This window comes from Pseudodesulfovibrio tunisiensis, from assembly GCF_022809775.1.
Classification (GTDB): domain Bacteria; phylum Desulfobacterota; class Desulfovibrionia; order Desulfovibrionales; family Desulfovibrionaceae; genus Pseudodesulfovibrio; species Pseudodesulfovibrio tunisiensis.
The window spans coordinates 1,527,352-1,540,489 of the sequence record NZ_CP094380.1; the positions used below are offsets into that span (position 1 = coordinate 1,527,352).

Annotated in this window: 11 protein-coding genes; 8 read left to right on the forward strand and 3 right to left on the reverse strand. The window is 61.4% G+C overall.

Features of this window, described 5'->3' with window-relative positions; translation table 11 throughout:
* Window positions 1–147: 147 nt before the first annotated feature.
* The 6 genes from gcvPA to MPN23_RS07605 all read left to right on the forward strand — a co-directional run bounded on the left by gcvPA (window position 148) and on the right by MPN23_RS07605 (window position 8,016).
* Window positions 148–1,482: an aminomethyl-transferring glycine dehydrogenase subunit GcvPA gene (gene gcvPA / locus MPN23_RS07580; protein WP_243547094.1), complete on the forward strand. Its 1,335-nt coding sequence runs from the start codon at window positions 148–150 to the stop codon at window positions 1,480–1,482.
* The gene (gene gcvPB, locus MPN23_RS07585) at window positions 1,479–2,921 is read left to right on the forward strand and encodes an aminomethyl-transferring glycine dehydrogenase subunit GcvPB (RefSeq protein ID WP_243547095.1); all 1,443 of its coding nucleotides are present in this window, start codon (window positions 1,479–1,481) and stop codon (window positions 2,919–2,921) included. Before gcvPA ends, gcvPB begins: the two co-directional genes overlap by 4 nt.
* On the forward strand, window positions 2,911–4,257 hold the full coding sequence (locus tag MPN23_RS07590) for a dihydrolipoyl dehydrogenase family protein (protein WP_243547096.1): 1,347 nt from the start codon (window positions 2,911–2,913) through the stop codon (window positions 4,255–4,257). Before gcvPB ends, MPN23_RS07590 begins: the two co-directional genes overlap by 11 nt.
* Window positions 4,258–4,328: 71 nt before the next feature.
* A complete protein-coding gene (locus MPN23_RS07595; protein ID WP_243547097.1) occupies window positions 4,329–4,802 on the forward strand; it encodes an HAD family hydrolase in 474 nt (157 codons plus the stop codon).
* 81 nt (window positions 4,803–4,883) lie between these two features.
* The gene (locus MPN23_RS07600; RefSeq protein WP_243547098.1) at window positions 4,884–6,275 is read left to right on the forward strand and encodes a sugar porter family MFS transporter; all 1,392 of its coding nucleotides are present in this window, start codon (window positions 4,884–4,886) and stop codon (window positions 6,273–6,275) included.
* A gap of 226 nt (window positions 6,276–6,501) precedes the next feature.
* Window positions 6,502–8,016: an aryl-sulfate sulfotransferase gene (locus MPN23_RS07605; RefSeq protein ID WP_243547099.1), complete on the forward strand. Its 1,515-nt coding sequence runs from the start codon at window positions 6,502–6,504 to the stop codon at window positions 8,014–8,016.
* A 71-nt stretch (window positions 8,017–8,087) separates the two neighbouring features.
* On the opposite strand, the gene MPN23_RS07610 is transcribed toward MPN23_RS07605, so the two are convergent.
* A complete protein-coding gene (locus MPN23_RS07610) occupies window positions 8,088–9,851 on the reverse strand; it encodes a chloride channel protein (RefSeq protein WP_243547100.1) in 1,764 nt (587 codons plus the stop codon).
* A 320-nt stretch (window positions 9,852–10,171) separates the two neighbouring features.
* Here MPN23_RS07610 and MPN23_RS07615 point away from each other — a divergent pair, with 320 nt between their 5' ends.
* Together MPN23_RS07615 and MPN23_RS07620 are read left to right on the forward strand one after the other, a co-directional pair.
* Window positions 10,172–10,690: a hypothetical protein gene (locus MPN23_RS07615; RefSeq protein WP_243547101.1), complete on the forward strand. Its 519-nt coding sequence runs from the start codon at window positions 10,172–10,174 to the stop codon at window positions 10,688–10,690.
* Window positions 10,691–10,693: 3 nt separating this feature from the next.
* Window positions 10,694–12,013 carry an L-cysteine desulfidase family protein gene (locus MPN23_RS07620; protein WP_243547102.1) on the forward strand — a complete coding sequence of 440 codons (1,320 nt, stop codon included), beginning with the start codon at window positions 10,694–10,696 and terminating at the stop codon, window positions 12,011–12,013.
* A gap of 78 nt (window positions 12,014–12,091) precedes the next feature.
* Here MPN23_RS07620 and MPN23_RS07625 read toward each other — a convergent pair whose 3' ends face one another.
* The gene (locus MPN23_RS07625; RefSeq protein WP_243547103.1) at window positions 12,092–12,559 is read right to left on the reverse strand and encodes a hypothetical protein; all 468 of its coding nucleotides are present in this window, start codon (window positions 12,557–12,559) and stop codon (window positions 12,092–12,094) included.
* Window positions 12,560–12,646: 87 nt separating this feature from the next.
* A complete protein-coding gene (locus MPN23_RS07630) occupies window positions 12,647–13,111 on the reverse strand; it encodes a hypothetical protein (RefSeq protein WP_243547104.1) in 465 nt (154 codons plus the stop codon).
* Window positions 13,112–13,138: the final 27 nt, after the last annotated feature.

Sequence of the window (13,138 nt, forward strand, 5' to 3'; positions counted from 1 at the left end):
GACGCCGGACCTTTTCTTTACCATCATCCTGGCTGTCCGGGGGATGCAAGACAGGAAACAACGACCGGGACCGCATGCATGCGCGTCCCCCCTTTCACGTATTCCCGCCCTGTGCCCCGAGGATCGGCCCGAGACAAGGAATCGCCTATGCCTTTCGTTCCCCACACCCCGGACGAGGTTCGGGAGATGCTGGCAACCATCGGCGTGAACTCCATTGACGATCTGTTCGCGGAAATCACGGAGGACATGCAGCCCAGAAGTTTCGACCTGCCCGAGGGCCTCAGCGAGATGGAAGTGCTCTCCCGGCTGGAAGCCATGGCCGCCAAGAACGTCACCGACCGGGTGAGCTTTCTGGGCGCGGGTTTCTATGACCACTACATCCCGGCCGCAGTGGATGCCCTGACCATGCGCGGAGAGTTCTACACCGCCTACACCCCGTACCAGCCCGAGGCCAGCCAGGGCACGCTTCAGGCCATCTTCGAATATCAGACCGCCATGACGCGGCTGCTGGGCATGGAATGCGCCAATGCCTCGGTCTACGACGGCGGCACCGCACTCTACGAGGCCCTGATGATGGCCGTGCGCAAGACCCGCAAACGCAAGGCCGTGGTTTCCGAAGCCCTGAACCCCATCTATCGGGTCATGCTGGAATCCTACACCACGAACCTGCACATCGAGCTGGTCACCGTGCCGCACAAAAACGGCCGTACCGACGTGGAGGGCCTCAAGGCCGCCATTGACGACGAAACCGCCGCACTCATCGTGCAGAATCCGAACTTCTTCGGCTCCATCAACGACTTCACCGAGCTGTTCGCTGCTGCGCACGAGAAAAAGGCCGTGACCATCATGTCCGCCTATCCCGTGATGCAGACCGTACTGAAAACGCCCGGCGAAATGGGCGCTGACATTGCCACGGCAGAGGGCCAGTCCCTTGGCCTGCCCCTGTCCTTCGGCGGCCCGTACCTCGGCGTGATGACCTGCACCAAGAAAATGGTGCGCCAGATGCCCGGCCGCATCGTGGGCCGCACGCAGGACACCGAGGGCCGCACCGGCTACGTGCTCACGCTTCAGGCGCGCGAACAGCACATCCGCCGCCAGAAGGCCACGTCCAACATCTGCTCCAACCAGTCCCTGTGCGCCCTGCGCGCCCTGGTGCATGTCTGCGCCCTTGGCGAAATGGGCGTCAAGCGCGCCGCACGCCTGTCCATCGAGCGCGCCCACATGTGCGCGGACCGACTCACTGCCATCGACGGAGTATCCCTGCTCACCGAAGGCCCGTTCGGCAACGAATTTGCCGTGACCCTGCCCGTGAATGCCTACGAGGCCGTGGCCCGACTGGCCGAACGCGGCTACATCGCGGGCTTTCCTCTCAGCCGGTACTACACGGATCTGGAAAACGGCCTGCTCGTGGCCTGCACCGAAAAAACAACCGAGGAACAGATCGGCATCTTCGCCGAGATGCTCAAGGGGGCGCTCAGATGAAGACCATATTCGAACAATCCGTTCCCGGCCGCGAAGGCTGCTGGCCCTGCGAAGGCATGGCCGAGGAAGCATACATCCCCAAGGAACTGCTGAGAGACGGCAACATCGGACTGCCGTCCGCGTCCGAACTGGACGTGGTGCGCCACTTCACCCGCCTGTCCCAGAAGAACTACGGTGTGGACTCCAACTTCTATCCGCTGGGGTCGTGCACCATGAAGTACAACCCCAAGTTCATGGAAGTGGCCGCGAACCTGCCCGGCTTCACCCGGCTGCATCCGGTCCTGCCCCAGCTCAAGGGCGCGGGCGGATTCTGTCAGGGTGCGCTTGAAGTCGTATACGAATCCGAACGTCTGCTCTGCGAACTCACGGGCATGCATGCCTTCACCATGCATCCCATGGCCGGAGCGCACGGCGAGCTGACCGGCGTGATGCTCATGGCCGCCTACCACCGCGACAAGGGCAACAAAAAGACCAAGGTCATCGTGCCCGACTCGGCGCACGGCACCAACCCGGCCTCTGCGCACGCTGCCGGATTCGACATCGTTTCCATCGAGTCCCGGGACGGCATCGTCGATCCCGAGGCCCTGCGCAAAGTGCTTGACGACGAAGTGGCCGGCGTGATGATGACCTGCCCCAACACCTTGGGCCTGTTTGAAAAGCACCTGCCGGAAATCGTGAAAATGCTGCGCGAAGTGGACGCCCTGCTCTACTACGACGGCGCGAACATGAACGCCATCATGGGCAAGATGCGCGTGGGCGACGTGGGCTTCGACATCGTGCATCTGAACCTGCACAAGACGCTGGGCACCCCGCACGGCGGTGGTGGTCCCGGTTCCGGTGCAGTGGGCGTGTCCGAACGCGTGGAACCGTTCCTGCCCGTGTCCCGCGTGGAAAAGCTGGAGGACGGCCAGTTCTTCCTGAGCTACGACCATCCCAAATCCATCGGGTACGTGGCTCCGTTCTACGGCAACTTCGCGGTCTACCTGAAGGCCTACGCCTACATGCTGCGCCTTGGCGGCACCGGTCTGCGCCGCGCCTCGGAACACGCGGTGCTGGCCGCCAACTACATGCGCAAACGGCTGGAGGACCATTTCGAGGTTCCCTACAACCGCATCTGCATGCACGAATTCGTCATGTCCGCAGTCAAACAGGCGGAAAACGGCGTGCGCGCCCTTGACGTGGCCAAGGCCCTGCTCGACATGGGCTACCACGCCCCGACCATCTACTTTCCGCTCATCGTCAAGGAATGCCTGATGATCGAGCCGACCGAAACCGAAAACAAGGCCACCCTCGACAAGTTCGTGGACGACCTCATCGCCATTGCCGAACTGGCGGAAACCGATCCCGAGGCCGTGCAGGCCGCGCCGGTGAATCTGCCGGTGTCCCGTCTGGACGAAACCCATGCGGCCCGGGCAATGGAGTTGACCGATGACCTATGATCTCGTGGTGCTGGGCGCAGGCCCGGGCGGATACGATTGCGCGTGCGAAGCCGCGGAACTCGGCCTCAAGGTCGCCCTTGTCGAAAAGGACAAAGTGGGCGGCACCTGCCTGAATTGGGGCTGCGTTCCCACCAAGCTCTTTCTCGGCGCCACCCATGCCGTGGAAGAGCTGGCCGGACAGGCCAGAATCAAGGTCGCATCCGGCGAGATCAGGGTGGATTTCGCAGCCCTCCAGAAACGCAAGGAAAAGCTGCTGGCAGGCACACGCAAGGCCATGATCCAGCGGCTCGGTTTCCTTGGCGTGGAGTACGTGGAAGGCCCGGGCCGAATCGTTTCGCCCGGAGCCGTGGAGGTCCGCACCGAAGTGGGCGACGAAACCCTGCACTACCGCAAGCTGGTGGTGGCAACGGGCTCCAGACCCATCTTCTTTCCGGGCATGGAACCGGACGGAAAGGCCGTGCTGGACTCGAACATGTTCCTCGACCTTGAAGCAATGCCCGAATCCCTTGTGGTGATCGGCGCAGGCTTCATCGGGCTGGAAATGGCTCAGGCCGCGCATCGGTTCGGCGCGAAGATCCATGTGGTGGACGCCATGGACCGTGTGGCTCCGGCCGAGCACCCCGAGGTGTCCAAGGCGCTCCAATCCATGTTCAAACGCTGGAAATGGGACGTGCGCACCGGCGTTCGCGTGGCCTCGGTCAAGACCGTGGACGGCAAGGCCGTGCTCACGCTGGATTCCGGCGACGTGATCGAGGCGGAAAAGGCGCTGGTGGCCGTGGGACGCGGCCCGGTGTCCGACTCCATCGGTCTGGAACAGGCCGGGGTAACGCTGGAACGCGGATTCATCAAGGTGGACGGGCAGCTGCGCGCCACGGACGACATCTATGCCATTGGCGACGTGAACGGCATGATCCAGCTCGCCCATGCAGCGAGCCATCAGGCGCATTACGCGGCCATGCACGCGGCGGGCAGGACCGACGAGCCCTATGCGTCCGGCCCGGTGCCCTCCGTATTGTACGGCGCCCCCGAGGCCATGCGCGTGGGCAGGATGCCAAGCGATCTGAAAGGCTCCGACTGCAAGGTCTCCACCTTCATGCTTGCGGCCAATCCCATGGCGCAGGCCCATGCCGCCACGCAGGGATTCGTCAAGGTAATCTGGTCCGAAGGCCGGGTCGTGGGCATCACGGCGGTCGGGCATGATGTATCCCGGCTCACCACACCATCGACCATGATCGTGCATGCGAGCTGGACGCGCGACGACATTCACCGTATTGTCTTCCCGCACCCGTCCCTGGACGAAGCCCTGATGGGCGCGCTCAAGGCGGAACAGAAATGATGTTCGGGCGGGGAAGACAACTTCCCCGCCTTTTTTCCAATCCTTTTACAACAATTCCAAGTCAATCCGACATGATAACCCTGAACATCCCCGGCCAAGAATCGCCTCTGGAAATCGACCATCTCGTTCTGGACTTCAACGGCACCATTGCCTGCGACGGCCAAATCATTCCGGGCGTACGCGAACTTCTTGCGCGTTGCGCCAGACACCTGACCATTCACGTGATCACGGCGGACACCAACGGTCATGCCCGCACGGAACTGGCCGGAATCGACTGCACGTTCACCAGAATTCCGGACAATGATCAGGATCAGGCCAAACTCGATTTCGTGAAGCAGCTCGGCGCAACAAGCTGCGCCTGCATCGGCAATGGCAGAAACGACCGGCTCATGCTCCGGGAAGCCGCTCTGGGCATGGCCGTGCTTCAGGCCGAAGGCGCGTTTCCCGCCACCCTGCTGGACGCGGACGCAATATTCCCGTCCATCCTCGACGCCCTGAACAGCCTGCGCAAGACCAACCGACTTATCGCCACCCTGCGCAACTGATTTTTTCCTGCGGCGTATCCCCCACGTTTTGCAAAAAAACGCGTCCTGTGCCATTCTGGCGGACAATCGGGGGAATACGCCATGACAACTCGGGACCCAAGCAAGACCCTGCTCGTGACCATTGCGGGCATCGCGGCCACTGGTGGCCTGCTGTTCGGATTCGACACCGGCGTGATCTCGGGTGCCCTTCTCTTCATCAGGCAGGATTTCTCCCTTGGACCGACTGCTCAGGAATGGGTGGTCAGCGCCGTGCTGCTGGGCTGCATAGCCGGGGCCGCGACAAGCGGCAGGATCGCGGACACGCTGGGCCGCAGAAAGGTCATCATTGCCACGGCCGTGCTGTTCGCCGCAGGATCGATCTGGACCTCGGCTGCCACATCGATTCCCCTGCTCATTGCCGGACGCGTGGTCATCGGGCTGGCCATCGGCGTGGCCTCGTTCGCCGTGCCCCTGTACATCTCGGAAATCTCGCCACCGGCCCACCGCGGCGCACTCGTCTCCCTGAACCAACTTCTCATCACCATTGGCATCGTGGCCTCGTATCTGGTGGACGACCTGTTCGCAGGCGCAGCCCAGCCATGGCGGTACATGTTCCTTGCCGGAGTCGTTCCCGCAATCATTCTCGGTACCGGCATGCTCCTTCTGCCGGAAACGCCGCGCTGGCTCATGGAGCACGATCAGGAGGACAGGGCGCGGGCCGTGCTGGGCAAACTCCTGCCCCGCGAGGAAGCCGAAACCGAACTCGCTGCAATACGCGACTCCCTTGCCCGGGGTGAACACGGCACACTGCGCGACCTGCTGGCTCCGTGGATGCGGCCCGTGGTCGTCATCGGCGCGGGCATCATGTTCGTGCAACAGACCACGGGCATCAACACCGTGATCTACTACGCGCCCACCATCTTCGAAATGGCGGGATTCACCTCGGCAACAACCGCCATCACCGCGACCGTGGGCGTGGGGCTGGTCAACGTGTTCATGACCGTGGTGTCCATCCGGCTGGTGGACAGACTGGGCCGAAGACCTCTGCTCTCGGCCGGCCTTCTGGGCATGATTGTCAGCCTTGTTGTTCTGGCCCTTGCCTTCCAGTTCGAATCCGCCATGGGCACGGAACTCAAATGGGTGACCGTGGCCGCGCTGTTCGCCTACATCGGCTCGTTCGCGGTCAGCCTCGGCCCCATTGCTTGGCTGCTCATTGCGGAAATCTATCCTCTGCACATCCGGGGACTTGCCATGAGCCTCGCCACCCTGTGCAACTGGGTCTTCAACTTCGCCATTGCCTCCACCTTCCTGACCATCGTGGACTCGCTGGGCAAGGCAGGCGCATTCTGGCTCTATGCCGGAGTCGGCACACTGGGCTGGTTCTTCTGCCGGACATGGGTTCCCGAGACCAAAGGCGTACCTCTGGAACGACTGGAGTCCGATCTCAGGGCAGGCGTCCCGGCCCGCAATCTGGGCACGGGCAACTCACTATAATAACAGGATTTTCCTTCCTACCCATCCTTCCGGCCTGTACGGGGAACCGCACACCTGTTTCACCAGCCGCACACCGGCAATAGACAAGACTGCCCCCCAATTCCTTTTTACCATCAAAATTCCAGATACTTACACCATCCTCAACCCTTGTCTTTCCCCGGTACGAATCTTGATACTCACAAATGTCACAAATCGTGACAACCGCTTCCATCCAAAGGAGAAAAGGATGAAGATATCTGTGCGCGCCATGGTGCTGGCTCTGGCCATCACGGCTCTGGCCGTGACGGCCAATGCCACCACCACGGTTTATCCCACGGGAACGGTCCAGTACCAGCCCGACAAATGTTTCAATGGTTACACCCTGATCGGCGGCGGAATGCCCCGTCTCGTGGACATGAACGGCAATCTGGTCCATGCGTGGACCGGAGCCAACGGGTTCCCGGCCAAAATGCTCCCCGGCGGCCAGATTCTGACCACGGGAGAACGCTGGCAGGGCTACATCGATGACGGCATCTCCGTGAAGCAGCTTGACTGGGACAACAATATCGTCTGGGAATATCGAAAGAATCTGAAGGTGGACAAGGACCCCGGCAATCCGTCTCTGGGCAAGATGTGGATTTCCACCCAGCATCACGACCTGCAGCACAAGGGCAATCCGGTCTACTACGTGCCGGACCACAAATACCAGAAGCACAATGGCAAGACCCTGATTCTGGGACACAAGTGGCACGTCAACAGAAAGCTCAGCGACCACCTGCTCATGGACGACGCGATCTTCGAAATCGATGAAAACGGCAGAATTCTGTGGCAGTGGACCGCCTCGGACCACTTCGACGAATTCGGTTTCGACCAGGCCGCCCGCAAGGCCATCCGCGGATGGGAGCCCAAGCCCGGCGCGGAAAAGAATGGCTTCGACTGGTGGCATCAGAACTGCGCCACCTATCTCGGCCCCAACCCGTGGTACGACAGGGGCGACCAGCGCTTCCATCCCGACAACATCATTCTGGATTCCCGCGAGGCCAACGTTCTCTGCATCATCAGCAAGCGCACCGGCAAGGTGGTCTGGCGTCTCGGCCCGGACTATGTCCACGGCGAGGATGCCAAGGTCGGCCAGATCATCGGCCCCCACAACACGCACATGATCCCGCGCGGCCTGCCCGGCGAAGGCCACGTCATGGTCTATGACAATGGAGGTCAGGCCGGATACGGCGAGCCCAATGCCATGGGCCCCGACGGCATTGCCACGGTGCATCGCTTCTATTCCCGCGTGGTGGAAATCGATCCCATGACCAGGGAAGTGGTCTGGGAATACTCCATCAAGAGTCACAGAAAGCCGTGGAAACTCTTCGGACACACCGTGTTCAGCCCGTTCATCAGCTCGGCCCAACGTCTGCCCAACGGCAATACCCTGATCTGCGAGGGTGCGAGCGGCCGGTTCATCGAAGTGACCCGTGAAGGGGAAATCGTCTGGGAATACATCTCTCCGTATCCCGGCAACATTCCGGGCACCAACTATGTGTACCGCGCCTACCGCGTTCCCTACGAGTGGGCGCCCAAGGGGGTTCACGCTCCCGAGGTCGGAGTCACGCCTCCGGCCAACGGCAGCTTCCAGTTGCCCAACGACAACGGCGAACTGCCCAATGTCGGCAAGCTGACCGGCGGCAGCAGGCTTTCGAACGTCTCCATGAGCGAGGACGCCGAGGAGCCGGACGAGGAAGTCAACACCATGCCCGTCTACTAGGACCGAACGACGACAAACAGGCACGCCCCGGACCGGAAGGTCCGGGGCCGCTTTCTTTTGAATCCGCAGAATCACTCCTCGCCCGCAATCTCGTCACGCACAATGGCCTGGGAATAGGCCGCGTTGATGGCGGACTCGGTCAGAAAGCCGACCAGCCTGCCGCTGCTGCCCGAGGACAGAACCGGGAGCTGGGACACTCCATATTCCGTGATCCGGTCCAATGCATCCTGAAGCGTATCCCCGGTGGTCACGGTGGCCAGATCGCGCGTGGCAATGTCGTTGGCAATGACCAGCTTGAGCAGTCCCTCCTCATGCAGCAGGGGCCGAATGTCCCGAAACGAGATAACCCCGGTGAGACGCCCATCCTGCACCACGTGCAGATACGAGGCGTTCTCGGTCTTGAAGGTCCAGATGATCCGCTCCAGCGTCATGGTTTCCGGAATGGTCACCACCTTGGAATTCATGTGGTCCCTGACCAGTTCCCGCTGAAGCACGTTGCGCACGCGTCCGCCCTCGAGATCGATGCCGCGCCTGAGCAGCTTGGTGGTGTATATGGACGCCTTGCGGATGGTGGAATTCATGACCGTGGCCGTGATGCACGTCAGCATCAGGGGCAGGATGATGGAATAGTCCATGGTCATCTCGAAGATGATCAGAATTGCGGTGATGGGCGCATAGGTGGTTCCGGCCACCAATCCGCCCATGGCCACCAGAGCATAGGCCCCGGGCGAAGCGGTTATGCCCGGAAACGCGGCATGGACCAGCCAGCCGAACGCGCCCCCGGTCATGGCGCCGATGAACAGGGACGGCGCGAAAATGCCACCGGAACTCCCTGATCCCAGCGTGATGGACGAGGCCAGAATCTTGGCCCAGATCAGACCGAACAGCAGCCAAAAGCCCATGTCGTTGGTCAGGGACAGATTCATGGCTCCGTAGCCCACCCCGAAAATCTCGGGCACGAACACGATGAGCACGCCGAGCAGTCCGCCGCCAATGGCGGGCTTGATCCAGTCCGGCAGCCACTTCATCGCGTCGAATCCATCCTCCAGCTTGTACAGGAGCGTGGTGAAACTCAGGGCAACCAGCCCGGTCACCACGCCCAGCACCAGATAGAACAGGAATTCCCAATGCGAGACAATGGTGTATTCCGGAATGACGAACGCGGGAAAATCACCGAAATAATGACGGGAAATGGCCGTTGCCGTAACCGAGGACAACACCACTGGTGAAAACTGCATCACCCCGAAATCCCCGATGATGATCTCCAGAGCGAACAGCACGCCCGCAATGGGCGCGTTGAACGTGGCCGCAATGCCTGCAGCGGCTCCGCACCCGACCATGGTGCGCATGTAGGCCGTGGGCACCTTGAACAGCTGCCCCACTGTGGAGCCGATGGACGCGCCTATCTGGACCATGGGGCCTTCCCGACCCACGGACCCGCCCGACCCGATGGTCACGGCGGACGCGAATATCTTGGCCCCGGCCACGCGCTTGCGGATGCGCCCGTCGCGCAGGGCAATGGCCTGCATGACCTCGGGCACGCCATGCCCCTTGGCCTCGGAAGCGAAATAGCTGACTACGAGCCCCACGATCACACCACCCAGAATGGGCATGGTCAGCTTCATCCACACCGGCACCTGTCCGGCAAAGGACAGGAATTCCCCGGAGTCCTGATAGAAGACCCATTGCATGAACTTGAGCAGAAACTTGAAGAGAATGGCTCCATAACCGGCTCCCACCCCGATGAGGATGGCGAGCATGAGGTGCAGCGCCCTGCGGGCCGCGAACGGCTTTTTCAGACGATGCATGAATGGCGGGACCTGTGCTTGCGGCATGAACCCTCCGTCCTGATTATCCTGCGGCGACACGCGCCGGACATTCCCGGTACTTTTCTTGTACCGTGCATCCGCAGAGCGTGCAACGACCCGCCCTCGAAAACTTGTGCAGCCCGAGGAAAACAGGTAATCAAAGCTTCCCGAACATACGGCGCATGATTGCGCCGGACAGCCCGATGCAACCAAACAATGACTGACAGCCCGAAGAAAAACGGAACAGGGGCGACCACAGGCCGAAACCGACGCGAACCGATCGTACGCGCGGTTCCGGCTTTTTTTTGCACCAATCTTCTGCGGACAGTCGAATAAAGGAGACAACCATGGCCAAATACAGCATAAAGGAACTGACTCCCATGCCCGCCTTCGACATGATGTATTTCATGGAGATCGCCCAGGAAACCCGGCTCGATCAGGACCTGATGGAAGAATTCGAGCCTCGCTGGGACAAATGGCTGAACCATTGCAGGGCGTATCACCTCGAAAACACCCAAGGCGAAGGCAGCTTTGCCCTGCTCTTTCTGGAAGAGGAAGTGGAGGACGAGATCGAGGGCATCTGGCAGGACAGCCCGACCCACGGTCTGCTTTTTCACAGTCTGGCCATCACCATGGTCATGACCGCGGCCCAGGACCTGATCCCCGAACTGGCCAGCGGCCATTGCGCCCCGCTGCCGCGCCCGGGCAAGGGAATTCTGGACGCATTCGCGGAACTGGGGCTGACGTGGAACGACGAAGGCACGGTGAACCGCAAGTACGCGGTGCTCACCCCCTACCCCTACAATGGCGGCTGCGAAATCTGCTACATGAGTGAAACCTGTCCCAAAAGCACAGTCAGGAGCTGACGCATGACGTACACGGTCAAGGACGTTCTGAACGCACAGGTGGCCCCGGCTCTGGGATGCACCGAACCCGTTGCCATCGCCCTGTGCGCGGCTGCGGCCCGGTCCCTGATTCCCGGCGAGGATTTCGATTCCGCGGAGGTTTGGCTGGACCCCAATGTGTACAAGAACGGACTGGCCGTGACCATACCCGGCACCGGCGGACTGTCCGGACTGGACATGGCCGCCGCGCTCGGCGCATACGGAGGCGATCCCTCCCTGCGTCTGGAGGTCCTGCGCACCATCGATGAAAAGGTTGTTGAAAAGGCCCGGGCCGCGCTGAAACAGGACCGAATCAAGGTCAACCTGCTCAAGGACAAGCGCGGCCTGTTCGTTCGCTGCGAGGTCTCGGGCAACGGGCACAGGGCCGAGGCCATCATCGAAGGCCTGCACGACAACATTTCCTTCATGGCGCTGGACGGCGAACTGGTGGAAAGCCCGCTTGTCCGTCCGCGTACCGCCGAAGGCAAAAGCCCGGTTTCCGCCATGGAACTGTGGCTCAAATCCCTGACCCTGAACGATCTCATCGCCCTGACCGACCAGTTGAACGACGAGGACGTCGCGTTTCTCCGGGAAGGCGTGGACGTGAACATGCGTCTGGCCGAACAGGGACTCAAGTTCGGCATGGGGCTGGGCGTGGGCAAGACGCTGGAACGACTGGCCAGACAGGGCCTGATGCGCCGGGACATGCTTCTGGCCGCCCGCATTCTCACATCCAGTGCGGCCGACGCGCGCATGGCCGGGGCCTCCCTGCCCGCCATGAGTTCCGCCGGGTCCGGCAACCACGGCCTGACCGCCATTCTGCCCATCTGGGCGGTCAAGGACTATGTGGACAACGTGGACGAAAGGCAGGTGCTCGAAGCCATCGCCCTGAGCCACATGATCACGGCCTATGTCAAGGCGCACACCGGAAGGCTTTCCGCCATCTGCGGCTGCTCCGTGGCCGCCGGGGCCGGGGCCACCGCAGGCGTGACCTATCTGCTGGGCGGGGATGCCCGGCACATTGCCGGAGCCATCAAGAATCTCATGGAAGATCTGGCCGGAGTGATCTGCGACGGAGCCAAGGCAGGCTGTGCGCTCAAGCTCTCCACCGCGGCAGGCAATGCGGTTCAGGCCGCCCTGTTCTCGCTTCAGGGCGTGAACGTGCACCATACGGACGGCATCATCGGCCTTTCCCCGGAGGACACCATGCGCAACGTGGGCACGCTGGCCACTGACGGCATGGTGGAAACCGACCGCACCATACTGGACATCATGCTGAGCAAACGGTTCAGCGACGTGCAGTAGACTTCCCGACAACCAAACGACAAGGCCCGGAACCGCAATGCACGGTTCCGGGCCTTGTCGTTTTCCCAAAGGACGGGATCAGAAATACACGAGCTTCTGGGGAGGCGTCTTGTCCGCAAAAAAGGCTTCAACCGCAGGACGATCCGCGGAACTGATCTTCAGGTCCGAGACATTGAGCACCGAAGGCAGCCCACCATAGGTCTTGAGTGCACGATCCATGAAATCCGCATCCACGAACGCGGCCTTGATCTCGTAGACCCTGCCCCCCCATCCCACATGCAACCGCAGCAGCGGATCGCGCTCCGGGGCACGGGTTATGAGATTGCCGGTCCGCACCAGAGTCTCCACGGCCTGCTCCGGAAACATCCCGGCCCAACGGCCCAGACTCTCCCCAAAGGCCGGCATCACCGCAAGATAATAGAGATGATCGATCTTGCAGGCCACGGACCTGCCGGGCACGTTGAGCAGCCATGGTTCATCGGCAAAGGCCCGCCCCAGCCCCTTTTGCAGCCTGTCGAGATTGGCAGTGTAGTCCTTGAGCGGCATGTTTCCGCCTCCGGGCAGAAGTCCGGCGCATCCCGTTCGGGAAACGCAACAGAAAAAAACGCCCCGCAAAGCGGGGCGTCGGAACAGCTACTTCCTGAAAAACGTATCCATGTATTTCCGGTACAGGGCGTCATCCACTTCCTTGCGAATCGCCGCGGCCTTTTCCTTGCCCACCGAAGGCTCAAGAGCCTTGAGACGTTCCGGAATGATGACCTGACAATATTCCGACCGGGCAATGGCATTGTTCGACGACCTTGCATCATTGTGGACGATCTGCCAGCAGATCACCTCACGGGCCGTGAAAAAGCTGCGGTACGCGCCGACATGATCGCCGCTCTCCTCCAGACATTGCGCCTTGAGATACTCGGCATAGGCAAGATCGAGCGCAACCTTGGTATTGGCAATCGTTGCATCGAAATATTCCATGGCCCCGGCACAATCCCCCTGCTTGCGCAGTTTCGCGCCCCGGTCCAGATCCGTGATGTGGGTACCGCACCCGAGCAGCCCCATGGTCAGCACTGTGCATACAGCAAGCATCAATATCCGTTTCATCACCATCTCCGTTTGGTCTTGTTCACA